Source organism: Devosia sp., from assembly GCF_017307565.1.
In the GTDB taxonomy this organism is placed as follows: domain Bacteria; phylum Pseudomonadota; class Alphaproteobacteria; order Rhizobiales; family Devosiaceae; genus Devosia.
In genome coordinates, this window is sequence record NZ_JAFKHD010000322.1 from 1 (window position 1) to 23,676 (window position 23,676).

The 23,676-nt window shown below is 62.0% G+C and carries 21 protein-coding genes and 1 pseudogene; 12 read left to right on the forward strand and 10 right to left on the reverse strand.

Features of this window, described 5'->3' with window-relative positions:
• The 5 genes from J0I64_RS11025 to purU form a co-directional block, all read left to right on the forward strand.
• Nucleotides 1-509, forward strand: a 509-nt coding sequence (locus J0I64_RS11025; protein ID WP_291408081.1) for an extracellular solute-binding protein, incomplete at its 5' end; no start/stop codon positions are given.
• Between the two features lie 69 nt (nucleotides 510-578).
• Complete coding sequence (gene potA / locus J0I64_RS11030) at nucleotides 579-1,733, forward strand: polyamine ABC transporter ATP-binding protein (RefSeq protein WP_291408084.1); 1,155 nt, start codon at nucleotides 579-581, stop codon at nucleotides 1,731-1,733.
• Nucleotides 1,734-2,016: 283 nt separating this feature from the next.
• Entirely contained in the window at nucleotides 2,017-2,871 is an 855-nt protein-coding gene (locus J0I64_RS11035; RefSeq protein WP_291408124.1) for an ABC transporter permease subunit, read from the forward strand.
• A 1-nt stretch (nucleotide 2,872) separates the two neighbouring features.
• Entirely contained in the window at nucleotides 2,873-3,682 is an 810-nt protein-coding gene (locus tag J0I64_RS11040; protein ID WP_291408086.1) for an ABC transporter permease subunit, read from the forward strand.
• Between the two features lie 494 nt (nucleotides 3,683-4,176).
• Nucleotides 4,177-5,031 carry a formyltetrahydrofolate deformylase gene (purU, locus tag J0I64_RS11045; RefSeq protein WP_291408088.1) on the forward strand — a complete coding sequence of 285 codons (855 nt, stop codon included), beginning with the start codon at nucleotides 4,177-4,179 and terminating at the stop codon, nucleotides 5,029-5,031.
• 21 nt (nucleotides 5,032-5,052) lie between these two features.
• Here the strand turns inward: purU and J0I64_RS11050 are convergent, their stop codons facing one another.
• The 5 genes and pseudogenes from J0I64_RS11050 to J0I64_RS11070 form a co-directional block, all read right to left on the reverse strand.
• Nucleotides 5,053-5,493: an Rrf2 family transcriptional regulator gene (locus tag J0I64_RS11050; protein ID WP_291408091.1), complete on the reverse strand. Its 441-nt coding sequence runs from the start codon at nucleotides 5,491-5,493 to the stop codon at nucleotides 5,053-5,055.
• 642 nt (nucleotides 5,494-6,135) lie between these two features.
• A pseudogene (locus J0I64_RS11055) lies at nucleotides 6,136-7,923 on the reverse strand (cation:proton antiporter); the annotation flags it as partial.
• 149 nt (nucleotides 7,924-8,072) lie between these two features.
• Entirely contained in the window at nucleotides 8,073-9,164 is a 1,092-nt protein-coding gene (locus J0I64_RS11060) for an AAA family ATPase (RefSeq protein ID WP_291408093.1), read from the reverse strand.
• Complete coding sequence (locus tag J0I64_RS11065) at nucleotides 9,164-9,847, reverse strand: fumarylacetoacetate hydrolase family protein (RefSeq protein WP_291408095.1); 684 nt, start codon at nucleotides 9,845-9,847, stop codon at nucleotides 9,164-9,166. The genes J0I64_RS11060 and J0I64_RS11065 overlap by 1 nt, the downstream gene beginning before the upstream one ends.
• On the reverse strand, nucleotides 9,840-10,901 hold the full coding sequence (locus J0I64_RS11070) for an aldo/keto reductase (protein ID WP_291408097.1): 1,062 nt from the start codon (nucleotides 10,899-10,901) through the stop codon (nucleotides 9,840-9,842). Before J0I64_RS11070 ends, J0I64_RS11065 begins: the two co-directional genes overlap by 8 nt.
• A 153-nt stretch (nucleotides 10,902-11,054) precedes the next feature.
• On the opposite strand from J0I64_RS11070, the gene J0I64_RS11075 reads away from it, so the two are divergent.
• The 4 genes from J0I64_RS11075 to J0I64_RS11090 all read left to right on the forward strand — a co-directional run bounded on the left by J0I64_RS11075 (nucleotide 11,055) and on the right by J0I64_RS11090 (nucleotide 14,178).
• Complete coding sequence (locus J0I64_RS11075; RefSeq protein WP_291408099.1) at nucleotides 11,055-11,255, forward strand: hypothetical protein; 201 nt, start codon at nucleotides 11,055-11,057, stop codon at nucleotides 11,253-11,255.
• 28 nt (nucleotides 11,256-11,283) lie between these two features.
• Nucleotides 11,284-12,150 (forward strand): EamA family transporter, encoded by an 867-nt coding sequence (locus J0I64_RS11080; protein WP_291408101.1) that lies wholly within the window; start codon nucleotides 11,284-11,286, stop codon nucleotides 12,148-12,150.
• Between the two features lie 59 nt (nucleotides 12,151-12,209).
• On the forward strand, nucleotides 12,210-12,611 hold the full coding sequence (locus J0I64_RS11085) for a YciI family protein (RefSeq protein WP_291408103.1): 402 nt from the start codon (nucleotides 12,210-12,212) through the stop codon (nucleotides 12,609-12,611).
• Nucleotides 12,612-12,705: 94 nt separating this feature from the next.
• Nucleotides 12,706-14,178, forward strand: coding sequence for a GumC family protein (locus J0I64_RS11090; RefSeq protein ID WP_291408105.1), 1,473 nt, complete (start codon nucleotides 12,706-12,708; stop codon nucleotides 14,176-14,178).
• A 46-nt stretch (nucleotides 14,179-14,224) separates the two neighbouring features.
• On the opposite strand, the gene J0I64_RS11095 is transcribed toward J0I64_RS11090, so the two are convergent.
• The gene (locus J0I64_RS11095; RefSeq protein WP_291408107.1) at nucleotides 14,225-14,992 is read right to left on the reverse strand and encodes a WecB/TagA/CpsF family glycosyltransferase; all 768 of its coding nucleotides are present in this window, start codon (nucleotides 14,990-14,992) and stop codon (nucleotides 14,225-14,227) included.
• Between the two features lie 142 nt (nucleotides 14,993-15,134).
• Complete coding sequence (locus J0I64_RS11100) at nucleotides 15,135-16,193, reverse strand: glycosyltransferase (protein WP_291408109.1); 1,059 nt, start codon at nucleotides 16,191-16,193, stop codon at nucleotides 15,135-15,137.
• Nucleotides 16,194-16,299: 106 nt separating this feature from the next.
• Between J0I64_RS11100 and J0I64_RS11105 the strand changes: the two genes are divergently transcribed.
• A complete protein-coding gene (locus tag J0I64_RS11105) occupies nucleotides 16,300-17,181 on the forward strand; it encodes a DUF6492 family protein (RefSeq protein ID WP_291408111.1) in 882 nt (293 codons plus the stop codon).
• On the opposite strand, the gene J0I64_RS11110 is transcribed toward J0I64_RS11105, so the two are convergent.
• Genes J0I64_RS11110 through J0I64_RS11120 form a run of 3 tightly spaced genes read right to left on the reverse strand, consistent with a single transcriptional unit; the run spans nucleotide 17,163 to nucleotide 20,816 of the window.
• Nucleotides 17,163-18,104: a glycosyltransferase gene (locus J0I64_RS11110; RefSeq protein WP_291408113.1), complete on the reverse strand. Its 942-nt coding sequence runs from the start codon at nucleotides 18,102-18,104 to the stop codon at nucleotides 17,163-17,165. The two genes, J0I64_RS11105 and J0I64_RS11110, sit on opposite strands and share 19 nt — an antisense overlap.
• 14 nt (nucleotides 18,105-18,118) lie before the next feature.
• Entirely contained in the window at nucleotides 18,119-19,444 is a 1,326-nt protein-coding gene (locus J0I64_RS11115) for an O-antigen ligase (RefSeq protein ID WP_291408115.1), read from the reverse strand.
• A 46-nt stretch (nucleotides 19,445-19,490) separates the two neighbouring features.
• The gene (locus J0I64_RS11120) at nucleotides 19,491-20,816 is read right to left on the reverse strand and encodes an O-antigen ligase (RefSeq protein WP_291408117.1); all 1,326 of its coding nucleotides are present in this window, start codon (nucleotides 20,814-20,816) and stop codon (nucleotides 19,491-19,493) included.
• 239 nt (nucleotides 20,817-21,055) lie between these two features.
• Between J0I64_RS11120 and J0I64_RS11125 the strand changes: the two genes are divergently transcribed.
• Both J0I64_RS11125 and J0I64_RS11130 read left to right on the forward strand, forming a co-directional pair.
• The gene (locus J0I64_RS11125; protein ID WP_291408120.1) at nucleotides 21,056-22,102 is read left to right on the forward strand and encodes an endo-1,4-beta-xylanase; all 1,047 of its coding nucleotides are present in this window, start codon (nucleotides 21,056-21,058) and stop codon (nucleotides 22,100-22,102) included.
• Nucleotides 22,102-23,538 carry a polysaccharide biosynthesis C-terminal domain-containing protein gene (locus J0I64_RS11130; protein WP_291408122.1) on the forward strand — a complete coding sequence of 479 codons (1,437 nt, stop codon included), beginning with the start codon at nucleotides 22,102-22,104 and terminating at the stop codon, nucleotides 23,536-23,538. The genes J0I64_RS11125 and J0I64_RS11130 overlap by 1 nt, the downstream gene beginning before the upstream one ends.
• Nucleotides 23,539-23,676 lie beyond the last annotated feature (138 nt).

Below are 23,676 nucleotides of genomic sequence, written 5' to 3' on the forward strand. Positions count from 1 at the left end.
AGAGCGCAGACGACCTCGCCAAGGCCGAGGAACTGCTCAATTCGATCAAGCCCTACATCCGCTACTTCCACTCGTCGCAATATATCGATGACCTGGGCAATGGCGAAATCTGTATCGCGCTCGGCTATTCCGGTGACGTCTTCATCGCTGCGGACGCTGCGGCCAATGCCGACCGGGGCAATGAAGTCACCTACCTGATCCCCAAGGAAGGCGCCGCGACGCTCTTCGACTTCCTGGCGATCCCGATCGATGCCCCGCATCCGGACAACGCTCACAAGTTCATCAACTACATCCTCGAACCCCAGGTCGTGGCTGCGATCACCAATTACGTGTTCTACGCCAACCCCAACCTGCCGGCCCTCGAGTTTGTATCTGAGGAAGTCAAGTCGAACCCGGGCATCTACCCGCCCGCCGAGACCATTGCCAAGGCATTCGTCATGAAGGCGCACACGCCTGATTTCGAAGAGCTCTTGACCCGCACCTGGACCCGCATCAAAACCGGCCAGTAATTTTTCCCTGGAGGGGCGGCGCGACGTCAAAAGACAAGCTGCCCCTTCATCCTTTTCGCAGGGTCCGCCATGGCCAAGAAGACAACACAACTCGCCATCGATACGCGTCCGTGGCGCGACACGGCCAATAACAAGCCGTTTGTCCGCATCAAGAACGTGACAAAAAAGTTCGGCGACGTTCTGGCCGTGCATGATGTCTCGCTCGACATCTACAAGTCCGAACTCTTTTGCCTCCTCGGCGGGTCGGGCTCGGGCAAGTCGACCCTGTTACGCATGCTGGCCGGCTTCGAACAGCCGACCTCGGGCACCATCGAGATCGATGGTCAAGACATGACCGAAGTCCCGCCTTACAACCGTCCGGTCAACATGATGTTCCAGTCCTATGCGCTCTTTCCGCATATGTCAGTCGAACAGAACATTGCCTATGGCCTCAAGCGCGACAATCTCCCCAAGGGTGAGATCAATGACCGCGTCGCCGAGCTTCTGAGCCTCGTAAAACTGCAAGACTACGGTCGCCGCAAGCCGCACCAGCTCTCCGGCGGTCAGCGCCAGCGCGTCGCCCTTGCCCGCGCCCTCGCCAAGCGCCCCAAACTCCTCCTCCTCGACGAACCCCTTGGCGCGCTGGACAAAAAGCTGCGCGAGGAAACCCAGTTCGAACTGGTCAAAATCCAGGAGAGCCTCGGCGTCACCTTCATCGTCGTGACCCACGACCAGGAAGAGGCGATGACCCTCGCGACCCGCATCGGCGTCATGAACCTCGGTGAAATCGCCATGGTCGGCGAGCCCACCGACATCTACGAATTCCCCAACTCCCGCTTTGTCGCCGGCTTCATCGGTTCGGCCAATATGGTCGAAGGCAAAGTCACCGAGGACGAGCCCGGCCATGTCCGCATCCGTTCGGCAGAACTGGGCTGCGACATCTATGTTGGCCACGGCGTCGATTGCGCCCCCGCACAGATCCTCTGGTGGGCCATCCGCCCCGAAAAAATGTCGCTGAGCCGCGAAAAGCCCCAGACGCCCCACGACGCTAACGTCACCTCGGGTATTGTCGAGGAAATCGCCTATCTCGGCGATATCTCGCTCTATCAGGTGGCGCTCGAAAGCGGCAAACGTATCCGTGTCAGCCAGACCAATTCCGTCCGCGGCAATCCCGATGCCATCACTTGGGACGAGAGGGTTTTTGTGACTTGGAGCGATAGCTCCGGCTCGGTGCTGACAGTATGACCCCCTCACCCGACCTCCGCTACGCTTCGGCCACCCTCTCCCCAAGAGGGAGAGGAATTGGCTCCGCGCGCATGGCGATGCCTTCCTATTCTTCTCCCCCTCGGGGAGAAGGTGGCGCAACGCGCCGGATGAGGGGGATGCTTCAACAAGAGTGGAGCCCTCTATCTTCCGCGGGAGCCAACTCATGACCATCGCCCGCGACCCCACCATCCCCCCGCCGCGCCGCCTGAAACCCTGGAACGCAGTGGAAAAAAGCCTTGCCAAGGTCGGTATTTCCGGCCGCATGCTGGTGCTGGCCGCCCCGGTTCTGTGGCTCCTCGTCTTCTTCCTCATTCCGCTGGCCGTGGTTTTTGGCATTTCGCTGTCCACCAAGCAGTTCGGCCGCCCGCCCTATTCGCCTCTTCTCACCACCGAGGAAGGCACGGTGCAGTTGACCCTGCACCTCAACAACTACATCCGCCTCTTCACCGACAATCTCTATATCGCGGCCTATCTGTCCTCGATCCGCATCGCCTTCATCTCGACGGTGATCACGCTCTTTGTCGGCTATCCGATGGCCTATGCCATTGCCCGCTCGCCGGACAAATGGCGCAATATCCTGCTGATGCTGGTGATCCTGCCCTTCTTCACCTCGTTCCTGCTGCGCGTTTACGCTCTGACCGGGTTCATGCGTGGCAATGGCGTCATCAACCAGTTTCTGGGCCTTTTCGGCGTGGAACCGCTGGTGATGATGCAGACCGATTTCGCCGTCTATGTCGGCATCGTCTACACCTACCTGCCCTTCATGATCCTGCCGCTCTATACGACGCTGGTGAAACTCGACGTGTCGCTGTTCGAAGCCTCGGCCGACCTCGGCGCCCGTCCGCTGCGCACCTTCCTGTCGGTCACCCTGCCGCTCTCGCTGCCGGGCATCATTGCCGGCTCCATGCTGGTCTTCATCCCGGCAATCGGCGAATACGTCATTCCTTCGCTCCTCGGCGGTCCCGAAACCCTGATGATCGGTCGCGTGCTCTGGGACGAGTTCTTCACCGCAGCCAATTGGCCGCGTGCCGCTGCCGTGGCCGTCGCAATGCTGGTTGCCGTCGTGGTCCCGATCATGCTGTTGCAGCGTGCACAGAGCAGCGTGGTGGAGAGATAAGATGCGTCGTGGCTGGTTCCTCCCCATCGCAGCAGCCCTGGGCTTCTCGTTCCTTTACGCGCCCATCGTGTCGCTCGTTATCTTCTCCTTCAACGAGAGCCGCCTCGTTACTGTCTGGTCGGGCTTTTCGACCAAATGGTATGGCGAACTCTTCCGCGATCCGCAGATGCTGGGCGCTGCCTGGCTAAGCCTGCAGATCGCCGCCATCTCCGCCACCATCGCCTTGGTGCTCGGCACACTCGCGGCCGTTGCCCTGGTGCGCTTCCGCCGCTTCAAGGGCCGAACGCTGTTCTCCGGCATGGTTTCGGCCCCGCTCGTCATGCCCGACGTGATCACCGGCCTTTCGCTGCTGCTGCTCTTCGTCGCCATGGAAGGGTTTCTCGGCTGGCCGCAGGGTCGCGGCATGCTGACTATCGTCATCGCCCACTCGACCTTCTGCACGGCCTATGTCTGTGTCGTGGTGCAGTCGCGCCTTTCCGACTTCGACCGCAGCCTTGAAGAAGCCGCCATGGACCTCGGCGCGAGCCCGGTTCGCACCTTCTTCGACATCACCCTGCCCATCATCGCTCCGGCTTTGGTCTCGGGGTGGCTGCTAGGCTTCACGCTCTCGCTCGACGATCTTGTTATCGCCAGCTTCGTCTCGGGCCCCGGCTCGTCGACGCTTCCGATGGTGATTTTCTCCAAGGTTCGTCTCGGCGTCTCGCCCGATGTCAATGCGCTGGCGACGATCATTATCGGCCTTGTCGCCTCAGGCGTGCTGATCGCCACCATCATCCAGCTGCGCTCAAAGCCCAAAAGAGCCAAGGCCTGACAGGGCCATAAACGAGCATCAAAAGGCCCCGGCATGTTTCGGGGCCTTTTTTTTGCACCTCTCGACACTCAGGCCGCATGGACTTGCAGCAGCGTCTACGACGGCCAGACTTTTCGGCAGAACCGGACCCGCTGGCAAAATCCGGAACCGTGACAGGCGGATTTTCGTGCTGCCTCACGTGTAGCTTTTGTGACTGGACAGGTCCGGCGAACGGGCGCAAGCTCTCCTCATGTTCAACCAACTTTAAGGAGGTGATCCAGTGTCTTTTGAGAATTCGGTACTCGAAGCAGGTCTGGGATTGAAGGTGATGTCGGGGAGTGATCTCTGCTAGCACCAACCTCCTAGGCCCTCGGGGCCTATGACTCAGGGAAGGGCTGCTCCATCGAGCGGCCCTTTTCTATTTTAGGGCCGGGACCATATGCGCCCCGTTTGGGCTTGACGGAAATGCCGGGGCCATCGATACCGCAGGCTGCATCTTTCTCCGGAGGCCCGCCTTGTCCTCGGCCAATTTCGTTCTGACCCTCTCCTGCATCGATCGTCCCGGCATTGTTGCCGCCGTGACCACCGAGCTGGCGGCGCTCAACGCCAATATCGCGGAATCCAACCAGTTCTGGGACAAGGAAACCGGTCGCTTCTTCATGCGCCTGGCCTTCACCGCCCCCGAAGGCGTCGGCCGGGAGAAAATCGAAAAGGCACTGAAGTCGCCCATCGAGCGCTTTGACATGAAGACCGCGCTCAGCGACGAAAGCCGCCGCAAGCAGATCGTCATTCTGGTCTCAAAGTTCGACCACACGCTGCTGCATCTGCTTTATCAGATCCGCGTCGGCTGGCTCGACGCCGAGGTTGCCGCGGTCATTTCCAACCACGAAGACGCCCGCAAGATCGCCGAAGACGCCGGCATTCCCTTCCATTACCTGCCGGTGACCAAGGACACCAAGGCGGAGCAGGAAGCCCAGGTGCTCGACATCGTCAAGTCGGCCGGCGCCGACCTCGTGGTCCTCGCACGCTACATGCAGGTGCTCTCGGATAATCTCTCCACCCGCCTTTTCGGCCAGGTGATCAACATTCACCACTCGTTCCTGCCGAGCTTCAAGGGCGCCAAGCCCTATCATCAGGCCCACGAGCGCGGTGTGAAAATCATCGGCGCCACCGCGCACTACGTCACGCCTGACCTCGATGAAGGTCCGATCATCGAGCAGGAAACTGCCCGCGTGACCCATGCCCTCAGCCCCGACGACCTCGTCGCTGCCGGCCGCGACATCGAAAGCCGCGTGCTGGCCCGCGCGGTAAAACTGCACCTTGAAAGCCGCGTCATGCTCAACGGCAAGAAGACGGTAGTCTTCGGCTGATTCAGCCCGAACGCCCGGCGCTCAAGCGACTTCGTCGACCGGCAGGTCTTCGAGATTGAGCGAATCCGCAAGACTCGTGCGGTCCAACACCGCACGGGTAGCCAGCGTCACCCGCTCGAAGACATGGCGGATTTCGCAGGCTGCCTCGTCCTTGCAGTCCTCGCACTTGCGATAGGCGATCTTCGAGAGGCACGGCAGCGGCGCGATCGGCCCATCGATCAGCCGCAGCACCTCGCCATACATGATCTCTTCCGGGGCCCTGACCAGCTCATAGCCACCCATGCGCCCGCGCTTGCTGCTGACGATACCAGCGCGCTTCAATTCGAGCAGAATCTGTTCGAGGAATTTCTTGGGGATCGCCTGATCGCGCGAGATTTCGCCGATCATGCGGCTTTCGCCCCGACCGGCTCGAGCCAGTGCCACCAGCGCCCGCAGCGCATATTTGGCCTTTTGCGAGATCATGGCGCGGCCCTACCCCCTCGGCTCTGGATTGACCACCGGCACATCGGGACCCGGCTTCTTGTCCTCGTCCTCATCGTCCGAACCATCAACCTCGGCCGGTTTTTCATCACTATCGGCCGGCTTTGCTTCGTCTTCGGCCGGAACCGCCTCAGACGGCGCCGCCTCGTCTGGGGGTGCCTCAGTAATCACCTCGGCAATCTCAGGCTCGCCTTCAACCGCAGCCTCAACGACGCCTTCGTCCTTTGGCTCTTCAGCGACCGCCTCGACCACCGCTGCGCTGGGCGGCAAGACAACAATCTCATCGATAGCAGGCGGCGCCTCGCCGATAAGCGGCGTATCGGCCGTCGTTTCGGCGGGTTCAATCGGCACAAGTTCAGCCGGCGGAACATCGGCAGGCTCGGGTTCGTCCGCGGGCGGCGGCATCTCGATCACCGACGTGGCCTCGATCACCGGGATTTCAACGACCGATACCGGCGCCTCTGACACCTCAACCCCCGCCGGTGTTTCAACCACCGCGGCAGGCATAGGAATGATCGGCTCAAGCACGGCAACGGGCACTGCCGCCTGCGCCAGAATGTTTTCCGTCGGTGGCAGTGGCGCCTCGACCACAACAGGTGCCGGCGCATCGCCGGCCTCGCTGCGCAGCAGATCTAGAATACCCTTGCCGATTTCGCGCTCGCCGCGAATGACGACGGTTGCGCCGAGGCCCCGCAGGAAGTCCTCTTCCTCTTCTGAATAGGCGCGGGCGACAATGCTGATATCGGGATTGAGCTTGCGGCCGCTCTCGCAGACCGAGCCGGCCTCAAAGGCATTGGAAATGGCGACGAGCAGGTCTTTCGCGCCACTAAGATTGGCCAGTTTCAGCACGTCCTGGCTGGCCGCATTGCCATAAATGACCTCGAGCCCGGCAGCGCGCGCCGCAGCAACGTCGTGGTCGGAATCCTCGATGACGACGATATCGCGCCCCGCGGCCTTAAGGCCTTCGGCCACGATGCGCCCCACCTGCCCATAGCCGACGAGAACGGCATGGTCGGTCAGGGTCAGCGGTTCAACCACGTCACCATCAGGCCCCAGCGGACCACGCTCGATCGCCGCCTCACTCGGAATGTCGGTGGTCGCCGGCCCCTGCGAGGCGGCGGAAAGCTCACCCGGCTCGACCCGAATGTCGGACGGCGCAACTACTGGCCGCGAGCCGAAGCGCGCCTCGATGCGCGGACGCAGCAGCTCCAGCACCATGAAGACGATGGGGTTGAGCACGATGGAAATCAGCGCGCCGGCCAGGATCAGGTCCTGCCCCTCTTCGGGCAGGATGGCGAGGCTGACGCCCATGCTGGCGAGGATGAACGAGAACTCGCCGATTTGCGCCAGACTGGCAGAAATTGTCAGCGCCGTCCCCGCCGGCCGCCGGAACAGCAGCACGATGCCGAAGGCGGCAAGGGACTTGCCGATGACGATGATGAAGACCGTGGCCAGCACCGGCAGTGGATCGGTGATGATAATCGACGGATCGAACAGCATGCCGACCGAAACGAAGAACAGCACCGCAAAAGCGTCGCGCAGCGGCAGCGTTTCATTGGCCGCGCGATGGCTGAGCTCGCTTTCGGAAAGGATCATGCCGGCAAAGAAAGCACCGAGCGCCAGCGACACGCCAAAGAGCACCGATGAGCCCAGTGCCACGCCCAAGGCAATCGAGAGAACGGCTAGGCGGAACAGTTCGCGGCTACCGGTGTGAGCGGTAAAGTGCAGGGCCCAAGGGATCACGCGACGACCCACGATCAGCATGAAGCCGACAAAGGCTGCAATCTTGACGATGGTAATGGCCAGGACGCCCCAGATGCCGACCTGAGCATTCAGCAGCCGTTCGACAAAGGACACGAAGGGATCATGCACGCCGGTATCGGCGCCATTGAGCCCGGCAAAGGCCGGGATCAGCACCAGTGCCAGCACCATGGCAAGGTCTTCAACAATAAGCCATCCGACCGCGATCCGTCCGCGCTCGCTTTCGATCAGGCGCCGATCCTGCAGCGCTTTCAACAGCACAACGGTGGAAGCGACCGAAAGCGCCAGACCAAAAAGCAGCGAGCCGCCAAGGTCCCAGCCGAGCATGAGACCAAGCCCCGCGCCGAGCGCCGTGGCGACGGCGATTTGGGCCACGGCACCTGGAATGGCGAGCGCCCGAACGCTCATCAGGTCCTTGAGCGAAAAATGCAGGCCCACCCCGAACATCAAGAGGATGACGCCAAGCTCGGCGAGTTCGGCCCCAAGGGCCTGATCGGCAACGAAACCCGGTGTATAGGGCCCTGCCAGCACGCCGGCGAAGAGATAGCCCACCAGCGGCGGCAGCTTCAGCCGATTGGCCAGCATGCCGAAAATATAGGCCAGCACCAAACCCGCGACGATCGTGGTGATCAAGGGGGTCTCGTGGGGCATGGACAGTCCTCGGGGCTAAGGCAATCTCGATAACGATGATGGGGTATCACCGTTTCAGGCGCAAGCGGCAAAGGCCTCGAAAGATCAATCCCTTGGCCGACAGCAGCTTGCAGCCCTAAAGACGGGTCAAACTTGGCTGAACTTTGACTTCAGCTCACGATGGTGATGCGCTCGGCCGCCCTCGTAATGCCTGTATAGAGCCAGCGCGCCCGTTCCTCGCGGAAAACGAAGCTCTCGTCGAAGAGATAGACATTGTCCCACTGGCTGCCCTGCGCCTTGTGCACCGTGAGGCAGTAGCCGAAAGTGAACTCGTCGAACTGCCGCCGCTCGGCCCACGCCATGCTCTCTTCCTCGCCCGAGAAGAACGCCTTGTGCGTCAGCACCTTGGCCTCGCCCTTGCCTTCGTCATCGGCGAGCAGCAGCGACCACTTGCCGTTGCTGCGGCGCGTCGCGTCGGTGACGATCCAGATTTGCCCGTTGAGCAGTTTCTTGCGCGGATTATTGCGCAGGCACACCATGCGGTCGCCCACCACCGGCTCGTGAAAGGGCAGGCCCTTCAGTTCACGCAGACGGTCATTATAGGTAAGGCGCGTCTTGTTGCGGCCCACCAACACCTGGTCGGCCTCCAGCACCGCATCGCGATCCACCTGATCGCGGCCGACGACGACGCTCTCACCATAGCGGCCATGTTCTAGAAAGCCGCCCTCGCGCACCGCCATAGAGAGGCGAATGATGGGGTTGTCGGCCGCCTGACGATGGATTTCGGTGAGCATGATATCGGGCTCTTCGGTGGTGAAGAAACCGGCGCCCTGCACGGGCGGCAACTGGAAGGGGTCGCCGAGAACGAGGATTTTCACACCAAACGACAGGAGGTCGGCACCGAGTTGTTCGTCGACCATCGAGACCTCGTCGACGACGATAAGATCGGCATCGGCCGCCGGGCTTTCAGGATCGAGCACGAACCGCGGCTCGCCCTCTTTTTCCGAGACAAGCGTATAGATCAGCGAGTGAATGGTCTGCGCGCCCTTGCAGCCACGCTTGCGCATGACGAGGGCGGCCTTGCCGGTGAATGCCGCATATTTGACCGAGCGAATGTCCTGCGCCAAATGAACGGCAAGCGTCGACTTGCCCGTGCCGGCCCAGCCGAACAGGCGGAAAACCTGCGGACCATTCTTGTCCTTGAGCCACTTGGACACGGCGATCAGCGCCGCATCCTGCTGTGCGGACCAGACAGGCGCCATCAGCTAATCACCGTTCGGACCGTGCCGACGCCCTCGATCCGACCTTCGATGAGGTCGCCCTTGATCACGGCGCTGACGCCAGCCGGCGTGCCGGTCATGATGATGTCGCCGGCCTTGAGAGCAACGAACTGACTGAGATAGGCGATGGTTTCGGCAACGCTCCAGATCTGGTCGCCGAGATCGCCTCGCTGGCGTTCCGCGCCATTGACCGAAAGCGTAATTGCGCCCTTTTGCGGGTGGCCGATGGCGCTGGCCGGCTCGATGGTGCCGATGGGCGCCGAATAGTCAAAGCCCTTGGCCATTTCCCAAGGCCGGCCGGCCTTCTTGGCCACGGCCTGAAGGTCGCGCCGGGTCATGTCGAGGCCGCAGGCATAGCCATATACATGGTCGAGCGCATGCTCGACGGTGATGTCGGTGCCGTCCTTGCCGATGGCGACGACAAGCTCCACCTCGTGCTGAAAATCGTCGGTTTTCGGAGGATAGGGAATGGAAGCACCACCGACAACAACAGCATCGGCGGGCTTGGCAAAGAAGAACGGCGGGTCGCGCACGTCATTGCCCATTTCCTTGATGTGCTCGGCATAGTTGCGGCCCACGCAATAGACACGCCGAACCGCATAGAGGCCACCGCGGGCGATGGGGATCGAAACAGGAGCATGCGGTTCGAACAGGAAATCAGCCACGCGAAAACTCCTTGGCATAGGGCCCGATAAGGTCGAGATCGACGGGACTCAACCGGTCCTGTGCACTAAACGACTGGTGCCAATAGGGATAGAGCAAGGGCGGCCGGCTGACATCGTCGAGGCGCTGCCGCTCCTCGGCCGTGAGCACGAAACTGGCAGCCGCGATATTGTCGCGGAACTGGGCTTCATTGCGCCCGCCAATGATTACCGACGTGACGCCCGGCCGGCCGAGCAGCCAGGAGAGCGCCACCTGCGCACCCGAAACACCCCGTGCTTCGGCAATCGCCACGAGCGTATCGATGACCGAATAGAGCTTGTCCCAATCATAGACCGGCGGCTCACGGAAACCGCCAACATGACGGCCTGAATCTGGCCCGCCATCGCGGCGATACTTTCCGGACAAAAGCCCGCCGGCCAGCGGCGACCACACGAGAATGCCCAGGCCCTGATCCTGCGAAACGGGCACCAGCTCATATTCGGCGTCGCGGCTATGGAGCGAATAGTGAATCTGTTGGGAAACGAAGCGCTGCCCCTGGCGCTTTTCCGCCGCCATCAGCGCCTTCATCATGTGCCAGCCCGAATAGTTCGAGCAGCCGATATAGCGGACCTTGCCCTGGCGCACGAGCGTATCGAGCGCCTCCATGGTCTCCTCGATCGGCGTCATGCCGTCCCATTCATGCACCTGATAGAGGTCAATAACGTCGGTCTGGAGCCGCTGCAGACTGGCCTCGGCCTGGGCGATGATGTGATGGCGGGAAAGGCCGATTTCGTTGGGCCCGTCGCCCATCTTGAAGCGCACCTTGGTGGCGACCAGCGCCTTTTGGCGGCGGCCGTTTTCCTTCAGGATCGCGCCCAGGATTTCTTCGGAAACACCGGCATTGTAGACATTGGCCGTATCGTAGAGGTTGATGCCGGCATCGAGGCACAGATCGACCTGGCGCGCGGCATCGGCGGCACCGGTATTGCCGATCTTCTCGCTGCCACCAAAGGTCATGGTGCCCATGGTGAGAACCGAGACTTTCAGACCCGAGCGTCCGAGATAGCGATACTGCATCGGCATTCCTCCTTTGTTCTCGGCCATCAGGGCTAAAGAATTGCGGGATTCGGGTCAATCGGACACTTTGCTCACCGCTTGCCACTTCGCCGCCGAAAGGGCTATTGAGACGCAGAAGCGACGCCGCGATCGACGCCGCGCGGACCCCGAGCCATGCCCGACATCGTCGCCACCTGCCATTGCGGTTCCGTGTCGCTCCGCCTCCCTCGGGCTCCGGCCGAAGTCACCCACTGTTTCCCGCGCAAGGCCGGGCGTGAGATGCTCGGCATCAATGCGCGCCTGATCGATACCGCGCTGCTCGCCGCTGCTAACATCCGCTATAAGGATTCCGCGGACACCGGCCTATTCACCTGACCCTCGCCTGCCTCTGAAAGCCCTCGCCGTGCGGCCACAATCCATTCTCGTCCCCGTTCTCCTCGTCACGCTGGGCATGGTCTTCACCCAAACCGGGGCCAGCTTTGCCAAAATGCTGTTTCCGCTGGTCGGCGCCAATGGCGCGACGGCGCTGCGCCTGACCCTCGCCGCCCTCGTCCTGGTTCTCGTCTTCCGGCCCTGGCGCCATCGCCTCTCGGGGTCTCAATGGCGGGCCGTGCTGCTCTATGGCGCGGTCATGGGTGCAATGAACCTCTTCTTTTATGCAGCGCTGGAGCACATTCCGCTCGGCATCGCCGTAGCGCTCGAATTCACCGGCCCGCTCGCCGTGGCCCTCGCCGGCGCGCGAAAACCTCTCGATTTCATCTGGATCGCCATGGCGGTTGCCGGCTTTGCCATGCTCCTGCCCTGGACCGGACTTGGCGGCAACATCTCCCCGCTTGGCATCGCCCTCGCCCTCTGCGCCGGTGCTTGCTGGGCCGGCTATATTATTTTCGGCCAGAAGGCCGGCACGGGTGGCGGACCGCACATCGCCGCGCTCGGCGTTGCTACAGCTGCCGTGCTGGCCCTGCCCTTCGGCCTTGCCAGCGCAGGACCGCTCCTTTTCGATCCGGCCATCCTGCCGCTCGGCCTTGCCGTCGCGCTTCTGTCGAGCGCCATTCCTTACGCGCTCGACATGGTCGCCCTGCCCCACATTCCCGCTCGCCTCTTCGGCATTCTGATGAGCGGGCAACCGGCGCTCGCCGCCCTGTCCGGTCTTGTGATCCTGGGCGAGAAACTGACCCTGGGTCAGGTCTCCGGCATGGCCGCCATCGTCGTCGCCTCGATCGGGGCCACCGCCACCATTGCGCGACCGGCAAGAACCACCGCCTCATAACGACTGGATTTCTGCGCCGCGAAGCGCATATTACCGACCCTTGGGGAGAGAGGTGCACCATGCTCTATGCCGTTTTGTGCTATAACGACGAGAAAGCCGTATCCAACTGGACCCGGGAAGAAGACGAAGCCTGCATGGTCAGGCTCGGAAAAGTCCAGGGCGGGCTGCGTGACGAGGGGCGCCTCGGCCCGGTCGTCCGGCTCCAGAACACCACCGAAGCCAAGACCCTCCGCAAGTCCAACGGCGAGCACGTCGTCTTCGATGGCCCCTTTGCCGAAACCAAGGAACAGTTCCTGGGCTTTTACGTCGCCGACGTAGACACGATCGACGATGCGGTCGAGTTTGCCAAAAAACTGGCCGTGGCCAATCCAGGGCTCGGCTCGTACGAAATCCGCCCCCTCCGCATCTATCAGCCAAGCGCCCTTCCGAGCGATGCCGCGATTGCCGAGCCGGCGGAGTAAGCAGGTTTCCCTTAACCTCGTTGGGCGATAGACGAGGCGAATTGTCCAGTTCCGGCCTATATTTGGAGCTGGACCTGTCAGATCGCCGAGCCGCATGTATCAGCCCCTCAAACCCGACGCAGCAGCAGCGAGCCAGCCCAGTGCTGCCCCGCTGCGCGCCGTTGAGCGCCGCCCGGCGCCCACGGCTACGTCGGCGGCTGTTCCCCGGCGCCCAGCGACCCCGCAAAGCCTGATCGGCACTATTACCCCGATCATGGTCATTAATTGGGTTCGGCGTTTCTGGCTCGTTGCCGTCGCGCTTGCCGTGCTAGGCGCGCTGATCGGGTTTGGCGCAGGCACCCTGATTCCGCCGCGCCACACCAGCTATTCCGATATCCTGCTCGACCCCAACGATCTGCAACTGGTTGCCGACGACGTCTATACCCGCGTCGCCCAGGGCGAGGCGCAGTTGATCGACGTCGAAAGCAAAATGCGCATCCTGACCTCGATCAGTGTGCTTGGCCGTGTCGTCGACGAGCTCGAATTAACGACTGATCCAGACATCATGGGCGACAGCGCCGATCTCGGCACGGATAGCCGCATTAGCGCCATTCGCACCCTGGGCGAGCGCGTACGCGTCAGCCGCGAGGAACGCTCCTATGTGGTGACAGTCTCGGTCTGGGCCCATACCCCGGAAAAGTCGGCGACCTTTACCGATGCCCTCGTCAGCGCCTTCCTCTTTGAACTCGCCGAAGCTGAATCCGATGGTGCCCGCAATGCTTCCGACGCGCTCAACCAGCGTCTCGCCGAACTGCGCAACGACGCCGCCAAGGCAGAAGCCGCGGTCGTCGACTATCGCCGCTCACACAGCCTGCCGGCAACGCGCGATGGTCAGCTCAGCACCCAATCGGCCGTGCAGATCAACACCCAGGTCGATACGGCCCGCGAAGCCCTGATCGCCGCCGAAGCCCGTTATGCTTCCCTTTCCTCTGGAACCGGCGGCGCCGGCGCCCAGGAATCCGACCTTCTGGCGCGCCTCCGCAGCGAATATGCCGCCGCCAAGCAAAAGGCCGACGCCCTTGCCATCACGCTTGGACCGCGTCACCCGAGCCTGGCCACCGCCCGCGCCGAACAGACCGCCCTTCAGGGTGAAGTCGACCGGGAAGTTGCCCGCATCGTCGAGGCGGCCCGGACCGATCTGCAGCGCGCCCGCGATGTCTTCGACCAGCTCAGCAATGCCGCCGGCGCCCAGCTGGGCACCGTCTTCACGGACGAGCAAGCCCAGCTCGAGCTGCGCCAGCTTGAGCGCACGGCGACCTCGACCGTCGCGATCTACGAGGCCTATCTCACCCGCGCCCAGCAGGTGGCCGAGCGCAGCCAGCTCAATACCAGCAAGGTACGAGTCATTTCTCCCGCCATAGCCCCGATCGTCCGCAGCTATCCGCCGCGCACCGTCCTGCTCATCATCGGCGGGTTCATCGGTGGCCTGATTGCTGGCCTTGCCCTCGCAGCCGGTTTGGGTCTGCTCCAGCATATCCTCGCCAATCGAGCACAACCGGTTCCGCCACCGCGTATGCGCGCAGCCTGAGACGAAAAAGGGCCGCAAGCGGCCCTTTCGACGCGTGGCTGAAACATTACTTCGAGTGGAAGATGATCCGCCACAAAGCGGCAGGATTGGTCTTGAGATAACGACCAAGCAGGCGCTTCGGCTCGAGCATGGTGCGATAGACCCATTCGAGCCCGGCACTCTGCATCCATCGCGGCGCGCGGCTATTCTTGCCCGAGAGGAAATCGAAGAGGCCGCCAGAGGTTTTTATGACCCCGATGCCGCGCAGGTTTTCCAGATTACGCGACACGAATTCCTGCTCGCGCGGCACCCCGAGCCCCACCCAGAGGATATCGGGCTTGCTGCGCACGATCTCGGCGACAATCCCCGCTTCTTCCTCAGGCTTGAAATAGCCGTCGCGGGCGCCGGCAAAGATCAGGTCGGGATATTGCTCGCGCATATTGGCGACGGCGCGACGATTGCCATCGGGCGTGGCGCCGAAGAAATAAAAGCGCAGACCGGCCTTCTGCGAAAGCCGCGCCACCGCATGTACGAGATCGGTCGTCGCAACGCGCTCGGTGAGTTCCTCGCTCGACACATAGCCAGAGAGGCGCACCATGGGCATGCCATCGGGGTGAATCTGGTCGGCCTGCCAGAGCAGGTCCCTAAAATCCTGATCCTCGGAGGCGAGCGCGATCACTTGGCCATTGGCCGAGGTCGAATAGAACGGCACGGCATTCTTGCCACGAGCGCGCAAAGCGATGCGCACGAGAAGCCGCGCGGACTCCTCCATGCCGAGGACAGAAATCGGCAAGCCGCCAATATTGGTGCTCGGCTCGGCCTTCGTGCCAGTCATTTCGCTCAAATCGTTCGGCCGCATGGCCCGTCCCTGGTCGGTTTTCCGCCTCCTCGCACGCGCGCGAGGGATTGGAAAATACTTTTGCATGGGAGGCTTAAGGGAGTTTTGCGCCTTTACGTTGGATTGCGCGCAATAGGGCTCAGCCGTCGATGCCAGCGCATATGGTTTCCCAAAGCGCTGCGATCTCCGCTTCCGCATCCAATGGTGTGACCGGCGTCTTGGCGGCCTCCAGCACGGCGGTCGTGACCTCAGGAATATCGGCCCCGGTCGGCACGAGCCGAATGGCATTGGTCTCGATGAGTCGCATGAATAGCCCATGACGGGTCAGCGCATCGGCCTCGGCCGGCGCATTGACGACCACGGCCCGGCCGGACAGGGCTGCCGCCAGCACGCTGCCACGCCGCGAGGTCAGCCCCTCGGCAAAGAGATAGCAGAACACGTCGACCTCTTTGAAAATGGCCGCCAGCTCGTCGTCTCCAGCGATATAGCCGGTCACCGTCACCCGGTCTTCAAGGCCCAGCTCGCGAACGCTCGCAAAGAAGGTTTCCTCGACGCTGTCCATGCCCTTGATGAAAGACCCGGCAAAGACCACCCCGACATCATGCCCCCGCCGCCTGAGTTCGGCGGCCACCTGCAGAACGACAGCGGATTGCTTCTTGGGATAGATCGAGCCGAATTGCCCCAGGATCAGCCGCCCGCCCTTCCGCCGGGCATGCAGATCGCGGCTGATCTCGGTCTCCCGCTCGACGCCCTGAGGCAGGACATTGGGCGGGATCGGCACGACCGTGCGCCGGCGAGTGACAAAGCGCGACAGACGCGTTGCGGCGAATTCGGCGACAATCTCGGGCGCGGAAAAAGCAAGGCGCGTAGCGCAAACGACAACGGGCGCCAGCACAATCCGCCGCTTCCAGTCGAGCGCCAGCCACTCGTGCAGGAAAACAACGACGTCCTTGCCCATGAGCCGGGCGAGCACAGCCACGATAATCGGCAGGAACAGCCTGCGCTTCCAGGCAACGATCGGAAAATTGAGCACAACGGCGTCATTTTCGCGCAAGGCGCGGACGAGGCGAGGCATGTCGGCATCGAGCACATGAGCCTCGGCGCGTGGGCCGAACCGTTCCGCCAGCAGCCGCGAAAAGGCCTCGACGCCGCAAAGTTTGCGGGCAGCGGAGATAAATATGAGGTAGCTCTGGCTCACCCGATGCCCTCGGAACTGCGCCGAAGTCTCGGCTTTTGCGTAACGCAACCTTAGAAGCCCAGCGTTAACATGGACTTGAGGGCCTAGGACCAGACTGGAGACACACATGGCAGGATCGATATCGCTGATCACCCCCAGTTATTCCGGGGATTTTGCGAGCTGTCAGCTGCTTTGTGCCTCGATCGATCGCTTCGTGACCGGGCATGACATGCATTACATCGTCGTCGGTGACGAGGATGCTGCCCTCTTTGCGTCCCTCGCCGGGCCGCGTCGGCGCATTGTCCCGCATAGCGCACTCCTGCCCCGCTTCTGGTCGGTCGGTCGCTGGCGTCGCCGGCGCTACTGGTGGACGCCGGGTCTCGGCCTGCCCGTCTATGGCTGGCACCTGCAGCAGCTGCGTAAACTGGCCATGACCATGGCCCAGGCCAGCGAGCGCGTCATGTGCATCGACTCCGACAATTGCTTCTGCCGGCCCTTCGATGTCTCGACGATTGCCGAAGGCACGAAGGTGCCGCTCTTCGTGGCCCCCGGCGATGTCGGCCCCGAGCGACCTCGGCATGTGCTGTGGCTTGAAAACGCCCATGCTCTGCTTGGCCTGGCCGCACCCAAATTGCCCGCCGACGATTTCATCGGTCAGATGATCGTCTGGGAGCGCCAGACGGTCGCCGAGATCACCGCAAAGATCGAAAGCCGCGCGCGCCGCCCCTGGTGGTCGACCGTCGTCAAGCTGCGGCAATTTTCCGAATACCTGATCTATGGCGCCGCCGTGACCAATGACCCCACGCTTGCCGCCCGGCATGAGCGCGAGACGCAGTCGCGGTGCCTCACCTATTGGAGCGGCGCTGCACTCGATGCAGAAGGCCTCGCCCGCTTCATCAGCCAGCTCGAACCCGGACAGAGCGCAATAGCCATCCAGTCACATACCGGAACGCCAATCGACCTGATCCGCCGGGTGGCGCTGGACGAGTTTCAGCGCGAAGCCTTGTAGGGCTGCGGCAGCACACCGAAGCTAGCGACAACCCGGCCAACCGACATCAGCAACGGATGGCTGGCACCGAGCAACGAACCGGTGCGTATCAAGAGACCAAAGCTACGCAGCGCGCCGAGCCCAAGACTGCCGACGTTCTTCGCCAAAACCTTGCCGGGGGAGTGATAGAGGCGATCGATGACATAGTTGATGCTGCCGGTGCGCACCGAGCGCTTGAGCAGGAAGCGCGTCGACACGCGCTCGGCCGGCACGAACTCGTGGATGACAGCCTCTTCGCACCACCAGGTCGAATAGCCCAAGCGCTTGCAGCGGGTGAAAAACTCCATGTCGCCGCCACCCAGAAAGTTGAAGCGCGTATCGAAAGGCGGCTGCGTCACGGCGTCAAAAACCCGACGCCGGATCAGGCAATTGCCCGAGCCGTGGATCTGGTCAACGGCCCGCGTCTCGCCCTCGATGGAAACGAACAGCGGATGCCGCGCGATAGCCGGCGGTACAGGAACATCGAACTCGCGCAGCACCGGGCCACCGACGATATCGGCATTTTTCGCCTTGGCCGTGCCAACGATCGCCGCGAGCCAGCCGGGCATGGCCATCTCGTCATCATCGATCATCAGGAAGAATTCCGCCTTCGGGAAAGCCGCCTGCGCCTCAGTGAAGGCGCGATTGATGGCGTGCACATTCCCCTGGTTCGTCTCGACGAAGACACGATGGGGAATGCCGCTGTCTGCGAGCAATTCATTGGCCTTGGCAAGGCCGGTGGGATTGGCCGCATCATTGTCGATGACGACAACGGCAAAGCCGAAATCGCTTTGCTGCGCAATAACGGAAGTAAGAGTGCGCTCGAGCCAGTCCGGACGACGAAAGGTCGGGATGCAGACCACTGCCTCGACCGGCCTTGATGCCTCGTTCTCATGCGCCGTCATGCCATCCGCCCCGGTTAGGTCACCGCCGAACTGAGTGTGGCGGTGCCGTGATCGGGGTTATCGACCAGATTGGCATGGGCCTGCAAGCGCAGGCCAAAGACCGCGATCAGCATGGTAAACCAAAGCGGTCCCCCATTATCGAGAAAGTAGCTCTCGAAGGCGCTCGAGAGCAGGACGAATAGCCAGATACGCATATAGAGCCGCGTCAGCTCCGGATCGCCGCCGCGCTTGAGCGCAATCCCGGCATGATGACCTGGCAGCACAATGAGCCAGATCACCATCAGCACCAGCAGTGGCCAGCCGCCATTGAGCAACTGGTCGAGATAGGCATTGTGCCCGCTCGTTGCCGTGGCAGCCCAGGTACTGGCTGCCTGCCCGCCATAGACGAGCGCATCCGATTGCCAGAATGAGGAAAAGCCGTAGCCCGTAAGGGGACTTTTCTCGACCGCCCAGAGCCCCAGCTGCCAGATGGCGCTGCGGTCGGTAAAGGTCGGATCGATCCCAAGGCCAACAACAAAGGCGCGCATGGAATCGGACACCGAAACCGAGAGAACGACGAAATTGAGGATGCCGAGCAGGCCCACGACGAGCGGCACGCGCATCGACCCCACCCGCTCCAGCACCCAGACCATCAGGATGATGAGCGGGAGCATCGCCGCCGAAGTCTTGCCACCGGTATTGACGAGCATGATGAGCGCCAAACCCGTCAGCAGGCCCCCAAGCCAGGCCGTCCGCTCCTTGAGGAGGTAGAGACCGAAGAAGACCACCAGCACCATGGCGGCGGCAGCAGTGTTCTTGTGCAGAAAATGCCCGCGCCAGTCCCCCGCCAGGGCCGGCTCGAGCGCATCCCAGGCCTGATGGATGGCGCGGTTGGGCATGAAGATGACGCCGAAATAGGAAAGCCCCAGCGCCGCAAGCAGACAGAAGCCGACCAGCTTGGCGAAATGATTGCTGTCGCGCGGCAACAGCAGCAGCATGCTGGCAGAGAGGCAGACGAGCCCGGCAAAAACCAGCTTGCGCATGGCCGCGGCCGACGTGTCGGACGTGTAGAGCGTTATCACCAGCCAGAAGAACACCGCCGCAATCGGCCAATAGGCGCGCAGCACCAGCGAGCGCGCCGGGTGCAGGACAAGCACCGTCAGCACCATGGCGGACATGGTGAGCACGGTCAGCTGGTTGAAGAGGTTGGAGGTCTCACCGGCCGAACCATTCGGGGTCCAGGCGCTGATATCGGGCAGCGGATTAATGCCGATCCAGAAATAGAGAAAGATGGCCACAAAGAGCCAGGCCGCAAATCGGCCACCCTGAGGATTGTACGGTTCCGTGTGCACCTCGGACACAGGCCTTGCTCCGCCCCGTGAAATCAGTTGTAGCCCATGTCTGCCGTCAGGAGGGCGCGGGCCGCAGCCCCGGCACATCCACCTCTGGGTTCTCCACCAGATTGGCATAGGCTTGCAAGCGAAGGCCAAAAACAGCGATCAACATGGTAAACCACAGCGGCCCGCTATTGCCGAAGAACGTGCTCTCGAAACAGCTGCTGAAAAGGCCGAACATCCAGATCCGGACATAGAGCCGCGTCAGGTCCGGGTCGGTGGCGCGCGCCATGGCAACCGACGCGTGGATGCACGGCAAAATGACGATCCAGGTCACGACCAGGATCAGAAACGGCCAGCCGCCATTAATCAACTGGTCGAGATAGGCATTGTGCGCATTGGCTGCCGTCACCGCCCAGGTCGAGGCAGACTGACCGCCGTAAAAGAGCGCATCGGTCTGCCAAAAGGACTGGAAGCCGTAGCCGGTCCAGGGGCGGTTGGCGATCGCCGACAGCGCCAGTTCCCAGATGGAGGTGCGGTCGGTGAACGTCGCATCGATGCCGATGCCAGTCAGGAAAGCCTGGATCGGCGGCGACACGGCCACCGACAGCGTGACGAAGTTGATCAACGCCAGGCCTCCGGCCACCATCAGCAGTCTGAATATCCCGATCCGTTCGAAAATCCAGACGACGACCAGCACCGCCGGCAACATGGCGGCTGACGTCTTACCGCCCGAATTCAAGAGGAAGATACCGGCCAGCACCGTCAGCAGAATGCCGCTCCAGAAAAGACGCATCCGCAGCAGATAGAGGCCGAAGAAAACGGCAAAGACCATCGCCGCTGCGGCGACGTTCTTGTGGCCGAAATGGCCGCGCCAATCGCCCGCGAGGGCCTGTTCCAAAGCATCCGTTGCCTGATGCACGCCGCGCGCCGGCATGACGAAAACGCCGAAATAGGAAAGCCCGACGGCCAGCAACAGACAAAAGCCAGCGAGCTTGGCGAACTGCACATTGTCCCGCGGCAGCAGCAGCACAGCGCTGGCGCAGAGGCAGACCAGCACCGAATAGATGGTGCGGCGCAGGGCACTGTCCGGCGTGTCGGAGAAGAGGATTGTCAGCGCCAGCCAACCAAAAATGATCATCAGCGGCACATAGGCCTTGAGCACCAGTTCGCGCCCGGGATGCAGTGCGAGCATGGACATCACCATGACCGACATGACCAGCACGACCAACTGGTTAAAGGCGTTGGAACTATCGCCATAGGCAACGAGCGCGGACCCCGCTTGGGGATCGGGCAGAGGATCGAGGCCGATCCAGAAGTAGCAGAAGATCATGACGAACAGCGTGATCGCCAACCAGCCCCCCTGGGGCGTGTAGGTCTGCACACCTGACTCAGACAACAAACTCTCCCACCGCCAAGGACTTGATCCGGCCATCTACCGGCGTCCGCGATCGGGAGGGAGATTGCCATGAAAGTCTGGATAAATCCTTCCCCAGTCAGAGTTTTCGCTAAGCCGACATTAACGCTAAAGGCGTTGTGCTGATGTGATTTCGCGGCAAAGGCCTATTCTTGCGTGATCCTGCGCGTGCAGGCGCGGCAGTCACAAGGGGCAAGTGGTCTATGGATAGGCGAGATTTCGTGCTCGGTGCCCTGAGCACGAGCACAGCGTCACTCCTCGCGCCCATGGCCGCCCGCGCCAATACGCGGGGCAAGGGTCCCATCCCCTATGGCGCTGCCGTCCGCACCGATCCGCTCTATGATGACCCGGCCTATCAGAAGGCCATTCTCGACTATTGCCAGGTGATCGTGGGCGAAGGCGGCCTCAAATGGATCGACCTGCGCCCCGACCGCCATATCTTCGATTTCACCCAGCCCGACCGCCAGCTGGCCTTTGCCGAAGCGCATGGGCTCGAAATGCGTGGGCATACCCTTGCCTGGCACGGTGCCATGCCGGATTGGACCGAGACGATCGCGAGCGCCGAGGAGGCAAGGAACGAACTCGTCAGCCATATCCACACGGTCGTGGGACGCTACAAGGGTCGCATCCCAAGCTGGGACGTCTGCAACGAGCCCATTGCCGAAAGGCCAACTCGCAATGCGCCGATCCGGGACTCCATCTGGCAGCGTCATCTGGGAAGGGACTATATCGAATTGGCGCTGCGCACGACTGCCGCCGCCGATCCTGCCGCGCGGCTCGTCATCAACGACTATAATTTCGAACAACCCACCGACGAAGGCCGGGCGCGCAGAAAGTTCTTTCTGGACCTGATCCGCGACCTCAAGGCACGCGGCGCTCCGCTCCACGCCGTCGGCATCCAGGGCCATATCCAGTCGGATACCGCCATTGATCGCTCGGGCCTTACCGCCTTTGTCGCCGAGATCGACGCAATGGGATTGGGTGTGTTGGTGACCGAGCTCGACGTTATCGACAAACCCCTCCCGGGCCCCGAACCCGAAAGGGATGCAGCCGTTGCGAACATCGCCAAGCAGTTTTTGAGTGCAATCGGCGCGGCCTGCCGGCCGGAAGCTGTGCTCACCTGGGGCATCAGCGATCGTTTCACCTGGGTGCCCATCTGGTTCACCCGCGATGACGGCCTGCCCAATCGGCCGCTGCCGCTCGATGCGGACTATCAGCCCAAGCCGATGATGCAGGTCATCCAAGATTTCACGCATAGTTTCGGCTGATGATCCGGCAAGTCTCCTCATACATGCTGGCCAACATCGCTTCGGCCATGCTGGGTTTCGCTTCGGTGGTGATCTTCACCCGCCTGCTGGGCCCCTACGAATACGGCATCTATATTGTCGGCTTCAGCATCGCGGCCATGATCTCCGCCTTGCTGTTTGGCTGGATCAAGGCCTCGATCGTCCCCTTTACTGCCCATGACGATGGTGCTGACCTGCGGGTGACAACGGGCATCGCCTTTGCAGCACTGCTACCTCTCGTGCCGGTACTTTATTTCGCAATCTCTGCCTTTTCGCCCCAGTATTCGACTTATCTCCTTCCGGCCATCCTGCTGGCCTTCGGCATCGGTTTTTTCGAGTTCTATCTCGAGGTGTTTCGCGCCAAGCAGCAGACCTTGCCCTATCTCTGGGCGACCGTTTTGCGCGCCGCCATAGCCCTAGCGCTGTCGATGACGCTGGTCATGGTCTTCAACCTCGGCGGCACGGGCCTCATTCTCAGTGTCATGTCATCCTACCTGATCACCAGCGTTCTGTTCGTCGCTTTGATCTGGCGCCGCCCGCTGGCACCTCTCGACCCCACGCTTTTGCGAGCCATGCTTGTCTTTGGCTTGCCGATGACCGTGTCGGGTGTCGTTTTCGTGCTGCAAACCATGCTGGACCGGTTCGCGCTCGCTGGCTCGATGGGAGAGCACGCCGCCGGCATTTACGGCGCTTCGGCCGATCTCGTGCGGCAGATCATTCTTTTTCCCGGCGTTGCCATCGGCACCGCCGTTGCACCGATCGCCATGCAACTACTCGCCCGCCAGGACCGCGCCGCACTAAACCGCCACTTGGTCGACAGCACCGAAATGCTGCTCGGCGTACTGGCGCCTGCCGTTGCTGGCCTTGCCATCATCGCCGCCAAATTGGCCCATCTCGTGCTTGGCGAGGAATTCCGTGTAGAGGCGACAGACCTGATACCACTCATTGCCCTTGCCTGGCTGCTGCGGTCCATTTCGTATCAGCTGCTGCATGTGAGCTTCCAGATTCTCAAGAAGCCGAACCTGATGTTGTTCCAGGGCCTTGCCATCCTGGCCATCAATGGTATCGCCCTCTTCACGCTGGTGCCCCGCTTCGGCCTGATGGGCGCTGCCTTCGCCGTGGTCATTTCCGAGGCTATTGGCGTTGTCATCGGCTACTGGCTGACCCGTCTGGCCTATCCCTTGCCGCTTGCCCCGCGCCCTTTCATCAAGGTGGGTCTTGCGACGCTTGGAATGGCCGTGCCGACCTACCTTGTTGACCGGGCAATGCCGGAGATGGGCGCGCTCGACATAACCCTCCCGATCCTCGTCGGCGTCCTGAGCTATGCGCTCTGTGCCTACGCTCTGGACATTGCCGGCCTTCGCACCCGGGTCACCTCTCGATACCGGCAAGCCGCAGCGCTCACCACGAGTCGATAAAAATTTACGGTATCGGCAAAGGGCTCCTAAACCCTAGCCGCAAATAGGACCTTCTCCGTGGCCAATCCGGGGCAAGTACCCTCCCGGCATTAGGCCAAATTAATAAGTTGAACCGCTAGGTTTCCTCCAGTTCGGAAC

Excerpts from the sequence above, each read along its gene's own strand:
- potA (WP_291408084.1), top strand. The coding sequence starts at position 579 with ATGGCCAAGAAGACAACACAACTCGCCATCGATACGCGTCCGTGGCGC.
- J0I64_RS11035 (WP_291408124.1), top strand. The coding sequence starts at position 2,017 with ATGCTGGTGCTGGCCGCCCCGGTTCTGTGGCTCCTCGTCTTCTTCCTC.
- J0I64_RS11040 (WP_291408086.1), top strand. The coding sequence starts at position 2,873 with ATGCGTCGTGGCTGGTTCCTCCCCATCGCAGCAGCCCTGGGCTTCTCG.
- J0I64_RS11050 (WP_291408091.1), bottom strand. The coding sequence starts at position 5,493 with ATGATCTCGCAAAAGGCCAAATATGCGCTGCGGGCGCTGGTGGCACTG.
- J0I64_RS11060 (WP_291408093.1), bottom strand. The coding sequence starts at position 9,164 with ATGGCGCCTGTCTGGTCCGCACAGCAGGATGCGGCGCTGATCGCCGTG.
- J0I64_RS11070 (WP_291408097.1), bottom strand. The coding sequence starts at position 10,901 with ATGCAGTATCGCTATCTCGGACGCTCGGGTCTGAAAGTCTCGGTTCTC.
- J0I64_RS11075 (WP_291408099.1), top strand. The coding sequence starts at position 11,055 with ATGCCCGACATCGTCGCCACCTGCCATTGCGGTTCCGTGTCGCTCCGC.
- J0I64_RS11085 (WP_291408103.1), top strand. The coding sequence starts at position 12,210 with ATGCTCTATGCCGTTTTGTGCTATAACGACGAGAAAGCCGTATCCAAC.
- J0I64_RS11090 (WP_291408105.1), top strand. The coding sequence starts at position 12,706 with ATGTATCAGCCCCTCAAACCCGACGCAGCAGCAGCGAGCCAGCCCAGT.
- J0I64_RS11095 (WP_291408107.1), bottom strand. The coding sequence starts at position 14,992 with ATGACTGGCACGAAGGCCGAGCCGAGCACCAATATTGGCGGCTTGCCG.
- J0I64_RS11105 (WP_291408111.1), top strand. The coding sequence starts at position 16,300 with ATGGCAGGATCGATATCGCTGATCACCCCCAGTTATTCCGGGGATTTT.
- J0I64_RS11110 (WP_291408113.1), bottom strand. The coding sequence starts at position 18,104 with ATGACGGCGCATGAGAACGAGGCATCAAGGCCGGTCGAGGCAGTGGTC.
- J0I64_RS11130 (WP_291408122.1), top strand. The coding sequence starts at position 22,102 with ATGATCCGGCAAGTCTCCTCATACATGCTGGCCAACATCGCTTCGGCC.